An 18,324-nucleotide genomic window follows, 5' to 3' on the forward strand; every position below is an offset into this window, starting at 1 on the left:
TCAATCGCCCCTTGCTTGAATTCGCTTGTATACCTTCTTTTGGTTAACACCATTTCAACACCTCTTTCCTATAAGTTTTTTTCGGATCTGGGTGTCTACTTTCTTAGGGGAGGATCAGATTTAAATTTATGATGTTAAATTCCTTTCTGCATAAATACACTCTCTTTTTCCTGAAAACCCCTTTTTTTTATGAATATGAAATTGATTTGATTTTAGCTGTTTTTTGAGTAAGTTTTTTGAAGCATAAGTTGCAAATATACACTTATTTTCTGCATTTTTTATACTAAAAATATTCTCAATTAATTCTGTTTCCCAAAGCTCAGGACTGGAATGGGAACTAAAGGCATCAAAAAAAATTCCAAAGACTGGTGTCTTAAGATTTGTAGTCATTAAAAATTTTTGATTGAAATTAATTTTATTCGCAATAATAAGATTTTTAATTTCTAACTTTAATGCATTTTTATCTAATTTAAAATAATTAGCATTCAATTCAAGAATATGATCATAACAGTTTTTAAATGGGGTAGGAATTTCTTTTTCTAAAAAATAAGACTTAAAGAAATAAATCAATCTATTTTCACTCTCAAATGACTCTATACAAAAATCATTTATATTATCTCTTAAGTATAAATTTTTCATTAGAAAAGCAACAATCATAATTTCTATATATCCAGCACCAAGTCCAATTGATAAAAAAATGGGCTTCAAATTATTCTTTAAAATACTTTCAAGAACTGGTAGGTAAATATATATGGTTTCTGAAAAAGCTCCACTCTCACTGTGCATCAATTCATATTGATCCTCATTTTTACCAATTTGAATACTTATGGAATTATCAAGTGTTCTTATAAAATCTGCAAAAAAATCTTTACCCTCATTATAATGAGAAATTAAATTAGTTACATTTTTCAAAACTGTGACTCACTTTTCATTTAAAGAAACGATTATCTTTTGAATATCTTCTCTTTTTTGTTCTATGAATTTTGGAATATTATTACTTTTTACTTTAATATTTATAATATGATTATCTTTAGAAAAATATAACCAATTTAAATTTGTAAATAATTTATTAATGATATTATTATAAAATTTTATTTTCTCAGGAGGAGATTTTGAATTAATATAAATAATTCGATAATTCATTAAACAATTAGGAATCCCTAGTTCTTTAAATGTGGGGGCATTTGGACATTCTTTTAAGCGATTATCAGAGCAAATTGCTAATATTTTAATTTTTTGATCTACAATATTTTTTATATTTTCAGAAAAACTTGTACTTAATATGCCATTTTTATCTTGGATAAATTTATCAAATGCTTTTCCCCCTCCATTGGATTCAACGTATTGAACCTGGGAAGAATTCAAATCATATTTTTTTGCAGTTAGCAAAAAATTTATATGATCTATTTCTTTTACTTTAGAACCCCCATAGACTTTAAATTTGTCTTTATTTTTTTGAAACTCTTGCATTAATTCTTCTTCATTTTTTAATGAACTACTATTACTTACTGCAATAATTGGATAATCTTCAGATATAATTGCAAGTGGAGTTAACTTTTTTAACAATTCTTTATCCTGAGATAAATTTCCTTGAAGATCGTTTACATGAGCACCTAAAGAAGCAATTAAAAAACTATTTTCATTTGTATTTATTTTTAAAAATTCTTCAATACCTTTACTAGCTCCTGAACCTGGAATATTTTCGTATTGAATTTGTTTTATTATTTTCTCATCATTTAAAAACTCTCCCAATTTTCTTGCTATATAATCAATTCCTCCATTTTTATCAGCAGGAATTATTATCTTTAAATTATTATCACTAGCAAAAGAATTTAAAGAATAAATCCCTATAAAAGAAAATCCTGCATGACAAATAAATAATTTAAAAAATTTTTTTACCTTATATCCTTTTATCATTTTATAATCCCCTTTTTATTCATTTACCTTTGGATCAAATGTTTTTCTCAAAGCCTGACCAATTAAACTAACTGAAATTAAAATGAGTAGAATTGTAACTACCGGTGAAATTAAAAGCCATGGGGCATTTTGAATATTATCCCTTCCTTGAGACATGAGCTCTCCTAAACTTGGCGTTGGAGGCGGTAATCCAAATCCTAAATAATCTAAAGCAGCAAGTAAAGAAACTCCTCCCTCAATAGCAAATGGACTTAACGTTATTAATGGAGTTAATGAATTAGGTAAAATATGTTTTGCTAAAACCCGCAAATGTGAACCCCCTAGAGCAATAGAAGCCTCACAAAATTCACGCTTGCGAATAGATAAAACATTTGCTCTAATTTGGCTTGCAATGCCCATCCATCCAAATATCAAAACTAAAAAAAGAATAATCCAAAAAGATTGACTTTTTGTAATTGCAGTTACTAAAATAACCAAAGTTAACATAGGAATAATCGCTATTAACTCTTTAAATCGTTCTAATATAAAATCAAAAATTCCAAAAAAATACCCTTGCAATGCACCAATAAATGCACCTAAAATATAAGAAATAATCCATAAAATAATAGAAAATCCTAATGAAATTCGAACTCCATAAATTAATCTTGCAAAAATATCTCTACCTAAATTATCTGTTCCTAGCCAATGAGTTGCTGATGGTGGACTTAAATTGGAGTCAGATTGTTCTTCTGCATCCCATTTATTCCAAGGATAAATAGAATATGTTTTTATGTTATTTTTTTTATCATTATCCTCTAAAATTTTATAATCGATAATAAATGAATCTAAAATATGAAAGTCCTGAGGCTGATAATTTATTAAAACAGGAAAATATAATTTGCTACTAAAAATATTTAATTTGTGATTTTCATTATTTATATCAGATCGAATTAATAATATGGGTTTGTTATTTGATATAAAATTTGCAAAAATAGCCGCTAATAAAATAATGATAAAGACAATCAATCCAGCAATTGCTTTTTTTTGAGAGAAAAATGTTTTCCATTTTCTTTTCATGATTGATGTCATAAAATTCCATTTTTATTTATATTCAATACGTGGATCAACTATTACATATACAATATCGTTTAATATTTGACCAAATAAAATAGCCAAAGATTGCAGAACTACAATAGCCATTACAACATTTAAATCTCGTGATGCGAGAGATTGCAAACTTAAAACTCCAATACCAGGAAGTCCAAATATAGGTTCTATAATAATAGAACCACCTAAAAATGAACCCAAAACAGCGCCAAAACCAACCATAAGAGGCAATAAAGCGTTACGTAAAGCATGTTTAAATACTATCACATTATCGCTTAATCCCTTTGCTCTTGCTGTTCGAATATAATCTGATCGAATAACTTCAAGCATACTATCTTTTTGAAGCATTGCAAATACAGTAAAATTACCAATGACAGATGCAAGAACGGGAAGAAACATATGCTTTATTAAATCAACAAATTTTAATATAAATGATAAGTCTTCATAATTATCTGATCTCCATCCTCCTAGCGGAAAAAGAGCTCCAATTGGTAAAAATCGATCCGTGCAAAATAACAGTAAAAAAATCACGGCAAAAACAAGAGCTGGTATGCTATAAGTAACAAATAAAATAAATGATGAAATGGTGTCAAATTTAGAGCCTTCTTTTAAAGCCATAACAACACCCAATGGAATTGCAATTAAATAGGTTAAAAAAAACCCAGGAATACCAAAGGACAACGAAATTGGTAGCCGTTCTATAATTTGATCAATTGCAGGTGCTCTTGTTGTAAGTGAATCTCCAAAATTTAACGATAAAATATTTTTTACCCAAATAAAGTAACGTGTTAAAGCGGGTTTATCTAACCCATACTGTACTTCTAATTCATGGGTTAGTTTTTTAATGTCTTCAGGGCCCATACTTGTACTTTTTGTAGAACCACCTTCACCACCCATTCCACGAATACGGGCTAAAGCCTCTTGGACAGGGCCACCAGGCAAATAATTTTGAATACAAAAATAAGATGCTGTCATTAGAAAAAACATAGGAATAATTGCAAGAAACCTTCTGATAAAGTATTTTCTCATATTTCCCAACTTATTTAACTAAGTAAAATAAATCACTAGCAGCACCCGATTCATATGTAGATATCCATCTTGGAGAATTAATTTTACTATTTAAACCCTCTAATATAAAGTTTACTTCAGAGAGAAACGTGTAAGGTTGATCTTGATAAATGATTCTATTAATCTCTTGCATTATTTTATTTCTTTTATTTTGATTAAATTCAACATTTGATTTTTTAATTAACTCATCGACTTTTGAATTGTTATAACTAATAAAGTTTGAACCCTCATTTTTTTCTGAACTAGAATCCCAAATTTGTTTTGCATTTGGAAATAAAGTACCAGACCATCCCAAAATAAGAGCTTCAAATTTTCGTTTATTTAAATTATCTAAAAAAGAATTCCATTCTGTTGTTCGAATATTAACTTTGATTCCTGCGGTCTTATAAGTTTCTTTTACAATTTGTGCAATTTTAAGTCGTGCAGGATTATTTGTATTTGTATCTAAAGTAAACTCAAATATCAATTTTTTCCCATTTATTTCTTTAAATAAAACACCTGAGCCATCATTCATCCAACCATCTTCTTTTAATAAAGATAATGCTTTTGTTTTATCAAATGCTATAATTTTATCTTTTTTTCTTAACTCAGGATCTGAGTTTTCAGTAAAAGAACCAAAAGGAGAAGTACTTTGTGTATATAAGTTATAAAATACTGTGTCATTAATTTTTTTATAATCAACTAAGTAAGACAGAGCCGTTCTTGTTTTTACATTTTGAAATAAAGGATTTTTTAAATTCCATGCAATAAAAGAGTAAGGTTTAGGAAACTTATTTTTTTCTTTTAATGACCAAACTTTCTTTTGCTGAGGATTACTGCCAAACTTTTCTTTATCTACACCTGTTACTTTATTATTCCACTGTTCTGCATTAAAAGAAATTAGATCAATATCGCCTTTTAAAAATTTCTCATAAGCTAAATTTGGATCTGGAATAATATCTAAAATAATTTCATCTAAATTAAATCTGTTTTTATAGTTTGGTAAATCTTTCGCCCACCAATTTTTATTTCTCTTAAAAATAATTTTTTGACTTCTTAAGTATTTTTCCATTACATAAGCTGAATTTCCAATTGGATTCATAATTCCTTTATCATTATTAAAGTCCTTTGAAAACTCAAATTGTTTTTTTTGAATTGGGATAAAAGCAATAAGAAAATTTAATGTATCAAATTTTGGTTCCTCAACTTGAAAGGTAAAATTAAGTTTATCAATCACTTTTAGCGAAACACCTTCAAAAAAACTTCTCAAAGCAGCAGCATGAGTTTTTGGATCCATAAGGGTATCAAATGTAAATTTTATATCTTCCGATGTCACTGGAGTTCCATCTTGCCATTTTGCAAGTTCATTTAATTTAAATGTATAACTTTTTTTATCTCCTGATATCACATATTCAGTCGCTAATGCGGGTATAAAATTTAGAGTTTCTGGATCTAAATTAAATAATGACATCCATAAATAGCCTTCTACTGAATTTGATTCTGAATCGTCACTTAATAAAGGATTCATAACTTTAGGATCATTTGACAAAGGAACATGCAATACGCCTCCTTTATTTAGTTTTGGCATTTTTTCATAGTAAGTTGGCTTTTTTTCAAATTTAACCTGATCTGTATTCGATGCAAAGCTCAATGTACAAATGAAAATATTAAAAATGCTTAAAATAATATTCTTTTTGATGAACATAGATTTTCCGCCTTTTAAGAAAGATTATAATGAATATATTATACCCCTCTTAATTAGCTGTTCTCAACTATTTTTAATATTTTTTAATTATAAAAAAAGGCACTTGTATTTAAACAAGTACCTTACATGATAGAAAAAGAATTTTTCTAGTTGGAAACACTTTTTGATTTATCTGAAACAAATGCCATTTTAGATAAATTTTGATAAAAGGCAATTTGACTTGCTATAGAAGGCGTTTGCATTCCCACCTTCATTTTATTATTGCCACTTGAAGGTAAATAAGCGAGAGGATTATAGGCAACTCCAGAAATACGTGTTTCATAATGCAAGTTTGCACCAGTAACCCGACCTGTTTTACCAACAAAGCCTACAAGCTGACCACTTCGCACAAATTGACCATCATGAACCACAATTTTACTCATGTGTGCATAAAGTGTTTCGTGCTCTGCATTGTGACCAATAATAACAGATTCTCCGTATCCATTTTTATTTCCAGAAAACAAGACAACACCATCATAAGAAGAATGAATTGGCGTTCCTACAGGAGCACTAATATCAATTCCAGAATGCATCCGCGTTTTTGAAACGATCTTACTACGGCTCTTTCGAGTTTTTTTAGAACTAAATCCTAAGGTACGCATTCCAAAAAGACTGGATAATTTACCATTTACAGGCCAAAGGATCTCAAGCCTTCCAAACTTACCCGCTTTTGAATCTAGTGAAACCTTTGTATCTTCACTAATATATTCATCAATTTCATCATCATTCATTACTATATGATCATTATTAAGATGATTGTGTTGTGCTCCGGAAAAACCAAAAAAACTCCGCTCAGCCAATTCTTGGCGGTGAATAAAAGCGGGGTCAAGCACGACAGTTTCCTTTAATTCAGCAACGGAACCCTTTAAAACTAAGTTTTGACTTGCACTGTTGTTATTTGAATTAAGGCATCCTGTTAAAGCAATAGTAAGTGGAATGATGATTGAAAAAGATAATTTGTTTTTTAATCTTTCCATATTCAGCATTCAACTCTCTCCTAGGTTTAAAAGAAGCGGTCTCTACAGTATAATAAATATATAACTATGACAAGCTCTCAAAAATTTTGTGCTAATTTCTATGTTATCGCTTAATCCTTTTTTTTTATTAGAAACCTGTCAAAATCATGACTTTTTCTACACTTTTTTGCATTTCTTCCTTTGTAGGAAGCTCTAAACGCTGTAAAACTTCTCCAAGATTTCCAATTACCCAAACAGTTGGAATTTTAGGATTTTTTAAAGCATCTAAAAAATTTCGGGAAGCAAATTCATTCATAAATAAGGGATTATTTTTTTTTCTCCAATTGGCAACAGACTCTTTTGTGTCATTGGAGTATAAAGCGATTACTCCAACATTTCTTTGGGCAAAAACTTTATAATTTTTATTAAGAATATCAGTAATTTCATTCGACTTTACATTCCAAGAAGCTAAGATGGCAACATACCAAAATCTCATTTTTGATATATTCAATTCCGTTTCCCCTTCTATGGAAGCCTCTTTGCCATAAGTGATAGGAGGGAATTCAACATGACGCGGCAAAGGGGGAATGTAAATAGGAACAGGAGGACCTGCTGGGGGTGCAGCAGCAGGTTTATCGTCTTTTTTTTTGTCATCGGCCGCAAGTACATGATTAAAAATGAATAAACTGTTTAAAAGAGCAAATAAGGCTAGAAGAAAATGGTGCGTCTTTTCTCTTTTCATATTTTTTTTACGAAACAAATGCGCCTCCTTTCCTTTTTCATAAATAACTGCCAAATATAGAATAGCCATTCTAGACCAAGAGTTGTAAACGTCTGGATTTTGTCGGTTTTGGGGGTTTATAATTGAAAGAAATCCAAAGGCAGCATGAAAATAAGAACCATTCTGAGCCATTTATGTCCTCTTTTCATTCTCCATGGAATATTCCTTGGCAAGAATTTGAAGTTATCCTTGGCATTAAAAACTCATTTTCACAAAGAAATTTAAATTTTAAAACAGAAGCTCAAGCAGAGATCTTTTTAAAAAATTGTGGTTTCGATTTAACAAACCAAATGCACTTAAAACAATTTGAGCAATTTTTTGGTGAAGCTCTATTTTTTATCAGACACATCTTACTTACACATTCAGAACGAGATAAATTTATAGTTCCTTCCCAATTACTTCATATGACAAATCCATGTGATTTATTAATTCATGCAAGTTCCTTTCATCCTCGTAAACGTTACCTTAGATTATGGTGCTGTTCTATTTTAAAGGTAATGTATGCTATTTCAAATTTACAATATAGTGGAAGACTTCATATCATTGATGATGCTCGAGAGCAGATATTTTCACGTATTCGAAATATTTTACATCAAAATAATAATGAAACACTAGATTGTCGATTTAAAGATCTTATTATTCGACTTAATAAAGTGGAGTGGAAAGAAGCAAAAACAAGAACTAGTATTGTATTAAAGCTTTTGCATAAACCTGACAGCATTGTTGATGAAGTATTTGATTATTTAGGGGTCCGATTTGTAGTTCAAAATCCAAACGAAATTCCGTTGCTTTTAAAATTATTAATAGAATCGGATATTATTATACCCCATCAAGTGGTTTCTATAAGGACACGAAATTCATTATTAAATATAAAACATCCAAAAAAAGTTTATAATTTTCTTAAAGAACTAAACTCATGTGGTACTTTAACAGATAAAGAATTCGAAGAAATGTGCAAAAATATGAGTTGGTCAGGTACGAATTTTGATGAAGTACCTAAAAGAGCAAATTCATTTACAAGTCAACACTATAAATCTCTTCAATTTACTGTCAGACATTTAGTACGCACCCCAAATCCTGCTTTTCTTGTGTTAGAATCTATGACAAATCAACTTCGAAGATATACCGGAATATTAAGACAAGAACCTTGGATGGAAAGCGTGATACCACAATATTTTGCCCATTATTTTCCGATTGAAATTCAAATGATGGATCAAGAAAGTTATGAAATGGCTAAATTTGGTCCCGCTTCTCATGAACAATACAAAGCAAATCAATTAAAGGCTGTCAGAGAAAGGGTTCTCGGTAACCTTATGACGTTTCATGAAGAAAAACTAACTACACAAGAACTATAAGATAAAGGATCTCAAAATGAATACGGCGGAACTTGATAATTGGCTAGACCTTGCTGGACTGATGCCTCCTATGCCGAGTGATGCTGCAAAAAAAGTTTATGATACATTAGGAATTGATACTTCTGGAAAACATACATTTCTACCCAGCATTATTACAAGAGATGAATTTGATAATCATATATTTCCAATTTTAAATAAAGAACTCGAACCTGACTTATGTCAATTTATAACAAAACGTGTACAAAAAACTTTTGAAATTCGAAATAAATTAAAAAATTTAAAAAATAGAATAATAGACATTGTAGGTGAAGGAAACTTTTCTGCTCTTTGGTTAGATCGTGAAGCTTTTTCTGCAGACAGTATGGAACACCGTGCATTAATAACTGAAGCTGTCATTCATGTTTACTCTAGTAAAGCATTACAATCGATTGTTACTTTATTATATAAAAATGACGTACCTATGATCCCATATGGAGAAGGCGGCGGCTACAATATGGGTGTAACTCCCATGGCACCCGCTGTTACGATAAGTGTTCGAGGAATAGATCACATTTCAGAAATCAAACCAAGTAGAAGATCACAAGATAAATTTGAAATTTCAGTAGGATCTGGCGTTCCATTTAAAGACCTTGTTTCCTATTTAGCAAAAAGGGGATTTGTTTTAAGATGTGATCCAAACACCCCTAGAGCTGCGACAGGTGGAATTGCTGCGACAGGAAGTAATGGCGGGCGAAAAGCTTTTGAAGTTATATTACACGGCAGAGCTGTTACCTTAGATGGGACTGCGTTATGCTTTTCTGCCGATAAAGAAGAAACCGATTGTATTAATAATGAACCCTTTTTATTGGCAAGAAAATTTTTTAGTATAGAAAATACAAATAAATTTAAATCTGATTTAGATGAAATAAAAAATAAAAGATTGATAGCTTGTATTACGCCAAACTCACAAGGCATTGTTGTTCCTTTACAAGGAATGAAAGCCGCAGCAAATATGATTGCGCAACGCGCTGAACAATTGCAAAAAGGCGAATCTAATATTGATACCATGAAAAATTCTCCGACATTGCCTATTTCTGCTTTTGTTGGAGCTGAAGGTTCAACGGGTTTTATTTATGAGGTCACATTTGAAATTGAAAAACCTTTAGAATGGCTTCAAGCATCTCGTTGGCATTTTAATAATGTCGATGCTGCTATGGCTGCAACGCGAGCTATAAAAAAATTATCTAAAACAGTACAACCAGAGTATTTTGAATTTATATCAGGTCAAAGTATTCGCCGTTACTTAATGCAAGACTTTCCAAGTGTTTTTTCAAAAAATGATGAAGCAGTTATTATTTTAGCTGTTGAAGGTAACAGCAAAGAAAACTGTCTCGAAAAGCATTTGTTAAATGAACAAACTGCTCATAAAGCAATTCAAGAATTAAATTTAAAAGTTGAAGATGTTGTTTTAAAAGTAGATAAAACAAATCCACTATTACAAAGTAACAATATTGAAGAATTTGAAATACTAAGAAAACCAAGAGAAGAACTTCCTAAAAAACTTCGCACAAAATGCAAAACAGATATGGAAATTCGAACTGAATATTTAGGTGAAGTTTTAAAAATTGTTGCAAATACACAACCAAGAGAAAATTCAGAACAAAAACAAGATGTGCTTTTTGGACATTTAACTCCAAATCATACTGCAATTATTCATTGGAATATTGGTGGTTTTGATTTATATGACGAAGAACAAGCCGATATCGCATGGGATTATCTTGAAAATGTGATTGGAAAAGCACAAAATTTAGCTCCTCCTTCGGATAAAAATGGAAGCGCTCGTTTTACGGGAGAACATGGCGTTGCTGGAAAAGCACCTTTTTTATGGTTGAATTATATTCCTCAAGAAGATTTTAAGCGCATGTGCGCAATTAAAGATATTTTAGATCCAAAAGATTTATTTAATCCAGAAACTTTATTTTTAAGAACAAGCCATGCACGTTCTTTAAGAGCTCGTTTACTAAATACAAGTGCAAAATGCATAAGAGATTCCCTAGTAAAATCAAAATTAATTGCAAAACGTCCAGATGAATTATTAAGCGCAGAGACACAAATTACAATTGCAGAAAATTTTGCAATTCAAGAAGGACAGCGTTGTACACGTTGCAATAGTTGTAAAATTTGTCCCGTCATAGATGCCGAACACGAACTAGAGAGAGAAAAAAAACGTAATAGCAAAACCTCAGTGTTACCTAGCAAAAGAAATGTTTTAATGTTCATGGAACGTATTTCACATTTACGAAGAGGGGCAGAACAAACGGGAGATCCTCATTTAATCGATAAAATATTAACAACAACTTCCCTCATGATGAAAGAAAGCGCTGCCCTTCTTTCAAAATGTTTTTATTGCCGCAAGTGTGATAAAGCCTGCCCTGTAGATATTGAAATTCACCCTTTAATGAGAGCTTATCATAAAATGGGTAAACTCCCTTCAATGGGATCTAAAATATGGGGATTTGTTTATGAACGCCTAATGGGTGAAGATTTCTTTAAATCTTTTACATATAAAGTAGTCGCTTTTTTTATTTTATTAGGAGCTCCTTTTTTAACTTTTTTTCGTAAACTAAAATCGGTACCTGATTGGATTAAATCTTATACTGTTCCCCCAACACTTTCATTAACTCATTATCAAGCAAATGAAAACGGAACAAAAATAGATCCAAATGATAATTTTGTTCTAATTAAAAAAGATGAAAGTAACGAAAAATTTGTTGCTCATGATTCAAATGAAAATAATACTGTATTTATTCGATACCGTGGTTGCATGGACACTTATGGAAATCCAAATGCAACCTCAAGTGTGGATGAATATTTTAAAAATATTTTAAATGCACGTATTGTAGATCTTGAGAAAAAAATGTGCTGCGGTTTTCCTTTTGAAGCTGATGGTCTTCATGAACGTGCAAAACAAAGCCAAATTTTAAGTTTAATCGAAATTACAAAATGTATTTATCGCTTAATTGAAGAGTGCAAATCTAGTTTGATTGAAATTCCAAAATTTATTGTATTTTCTAATTGTCCAACTTGTTGTGAAGCAATTAAAGAAATGCGTTTATTAATGAAAGATGAAGTCATCCGTGAGCAAGTTCGTTTAAAAGCAAAACTTCCCGAAGATTTTGATATTTTAAAAATAGATTTTGAAGTAAAAGATACTGCTGAATTAGCTATGAATTTATTAAAAAAATCACAACAAAATAAAGAATTAAGTAATACATCTTCTTATTCACTTAAAAAGTCTAATAAGAATGTGGGTCTTAAAGTACCATGCCATAATACAAAATCGGCAACTCAAGCTCAAATTGAGCTTTTAAAAATGTATTTTACAGGAGTTGCTGCTTACGATAAATGCTGTGGACTTTCAGGAACTGGAAGATTAAAACACCCAAAAATAGGTACAAAGATTTCAGAAAAATTATTCGAACAAATTCGAGAAGAACCACCACAAGTTGTCGTAAGTGGTTGTCCTAGCTGTCGTGATGGCGTAAAAATGCAACGAGATATTTTAGCTGCCAAAAAAGATTCCATTGCTGAATTTGAAGTTTCTGGAATATTTGAACAAATATTAAAAGATTGTAAAGTTAGTTAAATTATTTTTTCGACACTAATTTTTGGCAACTATCATCTGTATTACAAACTTTATTATACTTCATTGCCTCTAAATAAGCTATTACTAAATTAATTTCATTTACCGATAAAAAATGCTGTGGAGGCATTTTTGCATTTGCTCTATACGATGATGGTGATTTTGAATAACTTATAATAAATCTTTTTGACAAATATTCTGTAAAGTTTTTAGGAACATTCATTTCAAGCCCCAATGTTCCTCCCACTAAATTAACTGAATGACATCCCGAACAACTCGACTGATATATTTGAAAACCTTGCATTATTTTTTTATTACTTGTATTTTCAGGTATACTTTCTCCATATGTCTCTTTAAAAGATTGAAATAAAATTTTAACGACACCAAAAGCCCAATAATTTTCAGGAACTTTATATTTCTTTAAATCCCACATTAAATAATAAGGCCCTCCATCAATGATACGTCCTCCATCTTGGACTTCCTCCCAGTTTTTACCAATTGCTAATGAAGCATCTCGAATCGATAATAAAGGATCATTTTCATTGATAAAAGATGCTGGTATAGATATTTTAAAACCATCTTTTGCGTCAAAAGTGACTACATCTAATTTTAAAATATCTATATTTTTAAATTTAAATATATCTTTTAAATAATAGCCATCATATGTTTTCTTTTTTTTATAAAGTAGGGAAGTAGCTTCAAATTGATCTCGTTTTAATTTTTTATTATGTTCTGTAAAAAAAGATTCATCTAATAAAATTGGTTCTCTTGTATTTGCTAAAATATGATTTGTAAAAAATAGAAAAATAAAAATATATAGGTATTTTATTAAAATTTTAGACAATATCATTTTTTCTCCCTAAATTTCAATTTTAAAATGTTTATAAAAATATATTAGCTAAATTAAATAAATATCTCAAATTTTATTCATTATATATAAATATTTTGCAAAATTTAAAATTTAGGTTACCAATAATTAGGGTTCGTTTTTTTGTTTTAAATTCTAAGGATAACAAAATGAAAATAGAGATTCAGAGAAAAGGTAAATGCCATTGTGGTGCTATTTCATATGTTACAGAAGGACAAGAAGTCTATCATTCTCTTTGCCATTGTACCGATTGCAGACGCTGGTCAGGGGCACCAATGGTGGGATGGATTGCATTTAAAAAAGATCAAATTAAAATTACGGGAAGTCCCAATTCTTATGCTTCTTCTAAAAATGGGACACGAGAGTTTTGTGGCAACTGCGGAACAGGAATGTTTTATAGAAATGAAGTTCTTTTACCAGGGCTTATCGATGTGCATTCTGGAACACTAGATGATCTTTCTTCAAGTCCACCCGATTCCCAAGTTATGATCAAAGAACGTGTTTCTTGGCTTGATCATTTTGAAAAACTTTTAAAATTTCATTCGTATCCAGGAAAAGATTAATTTTTTAAAATATTTTTATATATATTTTTTACATAATTTTATTTATTTTTCAATTGAATTTAATTTACCTAGACTTCTTAATTTTCGAATAGCTATATCCATTTTATTTAAAAAATCTTTCTTTTTTAAAGTCTTCGAATAAGCAAAATAATTTGGGTCATAACTGAAAGGTTTTTTTAAAATTCTGAATTTATTTTTATTTTTTATAAGATTTTGATTTTTACTATTTTGAATCACATTTTCTAAAGCTGCTTTAGTAGAAATATTTTCACCAGAACTATAAATAACAGCATCAATTTTTTTTGATAAAAGCATTTCTAATTCGCTTTCAAGATTATAACTTTCAATTCGGGTAAATTGATTTTCTTTTAGCAATTTTTCATATTCTAAACCATAAAATGCGCCACGGACAGTTCCTATTTTAAGATTTTTTAAATCTTCATTCGAATCGTATTTCATTTTATTTGATTTTATTGTTACAAATAAAAGTTTGTCATAGAGAAGAGGTTCTTCCGAAAAATCATAATCTTTCAATCGATCTATCGTTTTTGAAATGCCAATAATCCCAAAATTACCTTTTAAGGCTTCTTCACAAGCCTTTGGCCATGGAAAAAGTTCATAATGAACAAGAATATTCATTTCATTTGCCACCAAATTCATTGCATCAATAAGAGGTCCTTTTGGTTGTTTGCTTGTATCTAGATAGATTTTTGGAAATCGAGATTCATTTCCTGTAATGGGTATAACATTATCATCCGAATATGCTGAGGGGAAAGGAATGACAAGAATACAAAAAAAAATGAAGAGTTTTTTAAGCATTTTTCTTCCTTTAGAAGGAGTTTATTTTTTATTATAAACATCTTTTTAAAGTTATGAAAGTCATTTTTATTACATCCATCTTAAACAGTTTGAAAATCATTATTTTATTGACTCTGCTGCTATTTTAATTTTATCTTTTATTTCTTTTGAAGTATTTTTATTTATTGCTGCATATAATGCGCTGTCTAAGTTTTTTAGTGGAAAAATACTTTCAATTAAATTAAATTCATATTTAAGACTTTTTAATTTGTTTTGAATACCAATTTCGGTTGATATAATTAAATCGCAACGACCTTCAATAAATTTTTTAACATTTAGAGTTGAATTTGTTGCTAAATCAATATCTTCAAAATTATTTGCTTTTAAATAATCAGCTCGATAATCATCTCGAACAGCACAAATACGATGTTTTTTAGCTTCATCTAAATTTTTTATTATTATATCTGTTCTACTTTTTAATTTGTATAAAAAAACAGTTGAATCGAGTATTTTAATTATAAAATCAAGCTTTTCAAGTCTTTCTGTTGTTTTTACAATTGGATAAATAATCACATTTGGTTTTGTTGTGGCATTAAAATAAGCTCGTGCCCAAGGTACATTTTCAATTGTTGATTTCGGAAGTTTTAGTTTATTTAAAACTTTATACATTACTTCTGTAGCCAATCCACCATCAATAACACCCTCTTTATTTACTGTTACATAAGGAATATCTTCATCCGAATAGATAACTATATTTTTTAAATCGTCAGCATAAATTTTAAAATAAATAAAAATCATGAAACACAAGACAGCAGATTTAATCATTTCATTCTCTTATAAAATTTGTTTATCATTTTAAAAAATTTGAAGTCAATATAAATTATAATATAAAATTTTAAAGAAGAAAAGTGTATCAATTGACGGTATAGAAAATTTTAATATTTTATAATTGACTTTTTCACAATAAAATTTATTAATAAGAACCAAATTACTATGGACATCATACCTGAAATTGAGAATGCAATTATATTTTTAATAAAAATCTGGTTTTCATTAAAGAATGAATTACTAGCTGCTGTTACAAAATATACTGGATATATACAAGTAAATACAATTATTCCATAGATGTTATTAATAATAATTTGAAGAGGTTTTATATAAAGCCTTGCAGCAATATTACCGTATGATATTGGTGTTGCTGAATTAAAATAAGCTTGAATGATAAAAAAAGCGCTACTTAAAATACAGTGACAAAATATTCCAAATATTGTAAAAATACTATAATAAATAATTAAATTAACATTATAATATGTAATTATCATATTAATTGCAATAAAAAAACTTGCTAATCCAAAAATAACCATAGGTAAATCAAATCTGAATAATAAAACTTTTAAAGCAGATATTCCAGGCAGAGAAAAGAAATGAACACAATTTCCTTTTCTTAAATGAAATAAATATTCTCCTAAACCCTTAAAAATAATTGCATCACCTATTGCATCTGCCGTAATCATGCTAAGTGTAAATAGAACTAAATCTGTATTAGCAACTTTATGTCCATTTATATCTTTAAATAATGTGATAATAATAAAATAATTACCTAAATAAAATATCGTTTGAGGTATGAGTTCTAATAAGCTTAATTTAAACCTTTTTCTTGAGCCATAAAAACTAACTATTAAAAAAGCTTTAAATTGTCTTTTTGCAATTGATAGATTATCTGTAAAATGACTCACGTCTTTTTTCCTCAACAAATATAGCAAAAATAAATAGAAGTAATGACCAGCATAAAGAGTAAATAATATTTGTAATAAAATCTTTTAATAAATTCTCTTGTATAGTAGTTTGAAAAATAATATTTACTAAGTTCTCTATTGGCAATGAGACTGCTATATAAGTAGGATTAAATAAAGATAAATTTCTAATATCAAAAAAGAATCCAAGTGAAAAAAAAGCACCTGATAAAAAAGATAATAAACTATATAAAATTGAACTAAAAATAAATATATATGCCTTTGGAGAAAGATATTTTCCTAATATTTGGATTAAATTAATATTTAAACAACCAATAAAAAAACAAGAAATACCTAATAAAGAAATAAAAATATTTCTTGAAAAATAATACATTGTTATAAAATAAGCAGCCAAACAAATTCTTAATGAGAAACTTTTAAAAGTAACGCCTAACGAATTAAATAAAATTAAGATAGTTGTATTTATGGGTAAAGTATTTATAACAAACCATCTTCCACTTGTAATTAAATCGCCTTGTTCAACTGATAATCCTTTAATTCCTAATTGCATCCAAATAGGATAAGAAAATATTGAGTAAACAATTAATTTTTTCCAGCTTATTCCTGAAAGATGGCCTGAGGAATACCATATTAAACAATCTGTAAGAATAATATAAACAATCATATATATTAGAATAAAAAGACCAAAACTAAATTTTGGAGATTCATTGTAAATTTTTAAGTATTTTTTTACATCAAGAATATAATTCAACATATTTTTTCTCAATTTCTGAAAGACTCATTTCATTTTTATTGAAGAAACTAATAATGCTACCATTTTTTAAAAATCCAAAAAAATTTGTCATTTCATTTATATCTTTTAAATTATGAGATGTTAATATTCCACATGCCTTATGTTGCTGAACATATTTAGTTAGTATTTCACGTACCTGCTGAATTGCAATCGTATCTAAACCAACAGTTGGTTCGTCAAGAATTAAAATTTTTGGAAAATAGGACAAAGTTAATGCAATTTCATATTTTATTCTTTCACCAAATGAAATACTTGCAGCTCTTTTATTTAAGATGTGCCTTATATTAAAAAAATCGATATAATTATTAAAAGAATGAATACAAAATTTTGCATAAAGAATTTCAAAATATTTTACTTGTTCAAATAAAAACATTGAATTAAAAATTTTAGAAGTTGCACCTGAGATAATTCCTATGGACTCTTTCCAGTTATTTTTCCCATTATATGGGTCACCAAAATACTCTATGGTAACACTCCCTTGTTCTGGCTTAAAAGCTCCCATTAATATTTTTGTTAATGTTGTTTTTCCGCTTCCATTTTCTCCAATGAGGCCAAATAGACAAGATTCAGGAATTTCTAATGAAAAATTATTTAAAATATTTTTTCGAATTGGTTTTGAAAAAAGATGTCTCTTTTCAAAATACGAAAAATGTAAATCTTTTATTCTAATCAATTTAAACTCCATCTTTAGCTAAACGAAAACCAATGACATAAATTTCACCTTCAAAAAAACCATGTCTTCTTTTGCTGCGAGCTAAATCACAACTTCTGGTAAAACTTCCACCTCGTGTCATTGGATATGGTGAATTCCTTATTTTATAGAGATCATCTAAAATAAGTTTTCCATTTGGATAAACAAAATAGGGATTAGAGACAAATTCCTCTACATTGCCAGCTAAATCACAAATTCCAAATGTGTCCTCCCAATAAGTGATTTTTACAAAACGTAAATACAGATTTAAATTTCCTTTTGAGGGGGAGATTTAAATGGAGATGGAAAATAGACTTTTAAAACTGTCAGAACAAGTCGCTTTTGAAAG

General features: G+C 29.0%; 17 protein-coding genes. 3 read left to right on the forward strand and 14 right to left on the reverse strand.

Going from position 1 to position 18,324, the window contains the following annotated elements:
- Positions 1 to 126: 126 nt before the first annotated feature.
- From ACIQ56_RS05800 to ACIQ56_RS05830, 7 genes are all read right to left on the reverse strand, one after another.
- Positions 127 to 912, reverse strand: coding sequence for an MnmC family methyltransferase (locus ACIQ56_RS05800; protein ID WP_397600126.1), 786 nt, complete (start codon positions 910 to 912; stop codon positions 127 to 129).
- Between the two features lie 9 nt (positions 913 to 921).
- Positions 922 to 1,917, reverse strand: coding sequence for a Bug family tripartite tricarboxylate transporter substrate binding protein (locus ACIQ56_RS05805; RefSeq protein ID WP_397600127.1), 996 nt, complete (start codon positions 1,915 to 1,917; stop codon positions 922 to 924).
- A 15-nt stretch (positions 1,918 to 1,932) separates the two neighbouring features.
- Complete coding sequence (locus ACIQ56_RS05810) at positions 1,933 to 2,985, reverse strand: ABC transporter permease subunit (protein WP_397600128.1); 1,053 nt, start codon at positions 2,983 to 2,985, stop codon at positions 1,933 to 1,935.
- Between the two features lie 12 nt (positions 2,986 to 2,997).
- Positions 2,998 to 4,032: an ABC transporter permease subunit gene (locus ACIQ56_RS05815; RefSeq protein WP_397600129.1), complete on the reverse strand. Its 1,035-nt coding sequence runs from the start codon at positions 4,030 to 4,032 to the stop codon at positions 2,998 to 3,000.
- 10 nt (positions 4,033 to 4,042) lie between these two features.
- On the reverse strand, positions 4,043 to 5,755 hold the full coding sequence (locus ACIQ56_RS05820) for an ABC transporter substrate-binding protein (RefSeq protein ID WP_397600130.1): 1,713 nt from the start codon (positions 5,753 to 5,755) through the stop codon (positions 4,043 to 4,045).
- Between the two features lie 146 nt (positions 5,756 to 5,901).
- Positions 5,902 to 6,780: a M23 family metallopeptidase gene (locus ACIQ56_RS05825; RefSeq protein WP_397600131.1), complete on the reverse strand. Its 879-nt coding sequence runs from the start codon at positions 6,778 to 6,780 to the stop codon at positions 5,902 to 5,904.
- A 118-nt stretch (positions 6,781 to 6,898) separates the two neighbouring features.
- Complete coding sequence (locus ACIQ56_RS05830; protein WP_397600132.1) at positions 6,899 to 7,663, reverse strand: hypothetical protein; 765 nt, start codon at positions 7,661 to 7,663, stop codon at positions 6,899 to 6,901.
- Here ACIQ56_RS05830 and ACIQ56_RS05835 point away from each other — a divergent pair.
- Both ACIQ56_RS05835 and ACIQ56_RS05840 read left to right on the forward strand, forming a co-directional pair.
- Positions 7,615 to 8,886, forward strand: coding sequence for a TIGR04552 family protein (locus tag ACIQ56_RS05835; protein ID WP_397600133.1), 1,272 nt, complete (start codon positions 7,615 to 7,617; stop codon positions 8,884 to 8,886). The genes ACIQ56_RS05830 and ACIQ56_RS05835 overlap by 49 nt on opposite strands.
- Before the next feature lie 16 nt (positions 8,887 to 8,902).
- Positions 8,903 to 12,511: an FAD-binding protein gene (locus ACIQ56_RS05840; RefSeq protein WP_397600134.1), complete on the forward strand. Its 3,609-nt coding sequence runs from the start codon at positions 8,903 to 8,905 to the stop codon at positions 12,509 to 12,511.
- 1 nt (position 12,512) lies between these two features.
- Here ACIQ56_RS05840 and ACIQ56_RS05845 read toward each other — a convergent pair whose 3' ends face one another.
- A complete protein-coding gene (locus tag ACIQ56_RS05845) occupies positions 12,513 to 13,358 on the reverse strand; it encodes a c-type cytochrome (protein ID WP_397600135.1) in 846 nt (281 codons plus the stop codon).
- A gap of 167 nt (positions 13,359 to 13,525) precedes the next feature.
- Here ACIQ56_RS05845 and ACIQ56_RS05850 point away from each other — a divergent pair, with 167 nt between their 5' ends.
- A complete protein-coding gene (locus ACIQ56_RS05850; RefSeq protein WP_397600136.1) occupies positions 13,526 to 13,939 on the forward strand; it encodes a GFA family protein in 414 nt (137 codons plus the stop codon).
- A gap of 42 nt (positions 13,940 to 13,981) precedes the next feature.
- On the opposite strand, the gene ACIQ56_RS05855 is transcribed toward ACIQ56_RS05850, so the two are convergent.
- The 6 genes from ACIQ56_RS05855 to ACIQ56_RS05880 all read right to left on the reverse strand — a co-directional run bounded on the left by ACIQ56_RS05855 (position 13,982) and on the right by ACIQ56_RS05880 (position 18,267).
- On the reverse strand, positions 13,982 to 14,758 hold the full coding sequence (locus tag ACIQ56_RS05855; RefSeq protein WP_397600137.1) for a substrate-binding periplasmic protein: 777 nt from the start codon (positions 14,756 to 14,758) through the stop codon (positions 13,982 to 13,984).
- A 99-nt stretch (positions 14,759 to 14,857) separates the two neighbouring features.
- Complete coding sequence (locus ACIQ56_RS05860) at positions 14,858 to 15,562, reverse strand: substrate-binding periplasmic protein (RefSeq protein ID WP_397600138.1); 705 nt, start codon at positions 15,560 to 15,562, stop codon at positions 14,858 to 14,860.
- A gap of 110 nt (positions 15,563 to 15,672) precedes the next feature.
- Entirely contained in the window at positions 15,673 to 16,473 is an 801-nt protein-coding gene (locus ACIQ56_RS05865) for a hypothetical protein (protein WP_397600139.1), read from the reverse strand.
- Positions 16,454 to 17,245 carry a hypothetical protein gene (locus tag ACIQ56_RS05870; RefSeq protein ID WP_397600140.1) on the reverse strand — a complete coding sequence of 264 codons (792 nt, stop codon included), beginning with the start codon at positions 17,243 to 17,245 and terminating at the stop codon, positions 16,454 to 16,456. The genes ACIQ56_RS05865 and ACIQ56_RS05870 overlap by 20 nt, the downstream gene beginning before the upstream one ends.
- On the reverse strand, positions 17,226 to 17,957 hold the full coding sequence (locus tag ACIQ56_RS05875) for an ATP-binding cassette domain-containing protein (RefSeq protein WP_397600141.1): 732 nt from the start codon (positions 17,955 to 17,957) through the stop codon (positions 17,226 to 17,228). Before ACIQ56_RS05875 ends, ACIQ56_RS05870 begins: the two co-directional genes overlap by 20 nt.
- A 1-nt stretch (position 17,958) precedes the next feature.
- Entirely contained in the window at positions 17,959 to 18,267 is a 309-nt protein-coding gene (locus ACIQ56_RS05880) for an SUMF1/EgtB/PvdO family nonheme iron enzyme (protein ID WP_397600142.1), read from the reverse strand.
- Positions 18,268 to 18,324 lie beyond the last annotated feature (57 nt).

Source organism: Silvanigrella sp. (genome assembly GCF_044369315.1).
In the GTDB taxonomy this organism is placed as follows: Bacteria; Bdellovibrionota_B; Oligoflexia; order Silvanigrellales; family Silvanigrellaceae; genus Silvanigrella.

Coding starts and splice junctions, on each gene's coding strand:
- ACIQ56_RS05860 (WP_397600138.1), bottom strand. CDS start 15,562: ATGATTAAATCTGCTGTCTTGTGTTTCATGATTTTTATTTATTTTAAA.
- ACIQ56_RS05870 (WP_397600140.1), bottom strand. CDS start 17,245: ATGTTGAATTATATTCTTGATGTAAAAAAATACTTAAAAATTTACAAT.
- ACIQ56_RS05850 (WP_397600136.1), top strand. CDS start 13,526: ATGAAAATAGAGATTCAGAGAAAAGGTAAATGCCATTGTGGTGCTATT.
- ACIQ56_RS05810 (WP_397600128.1), bottom strand. CDS start 2,985: ATGACATCAATCATGAAAAGAAAATGGAAAACATTTTTCTCTCAAAAA.
- ACIQ56_RS05845 (WP_397600135.1), bottom strand. CDS start 13,358: ATGATATTGTCTAAAATTTTAATAAAATACCTATATATTTTTATTTTT.
- ACIQ56_RS05820 (WP_397600130.1), bottom strand. CDS start 5,755: ATGTTCATCAAAAAGAATATTATTTTAAGCATTTTTAATATTTTCATT.
- ACIQ56_RS05855 (WP_397600137.1), bottom strand. CDS start 14,758: ATGCTTAAAAAACTCTTCATTTTTTTTTGTATTCTTGTCATTCCTTTC.
- ACIQ56_RS05830 (WP_397600132.1), bottom strand. CDS start 7,663: ATGGCTCAGAATGGTTCTTATTTTCATGCTGCCTTTGGATTTCTTTCA.
- ACIQ56_RS05825 (WP_397600131.1), bottom strand. CDS start 6,780: ATGCTGAATATGGAAAGATTAAAAAACAAATTATCTTTTTCAATCATC.
- ACIQ56_RS05805 (WP_397600127.1), bottom strand. CDS start 1,917: ATGATAAAAGGATATAAGGTAAAAAAATTTTTTAAATTATTTATTTGT.
- ACIQ56_RS05840 (WP_397600134.1), top strand. CDS start 8,903: ATGAATACGGCGGAACTTGATAATTGGCTAGACCTTGCTGGACTGATG.
- ACIQ56_RS05815 (WP_397600129.1), bottom strand. CDS start 4,032: ATGAGAAAATACTTTATCAGAAGGTTTCTTGCAATTATTCCTATGTTT.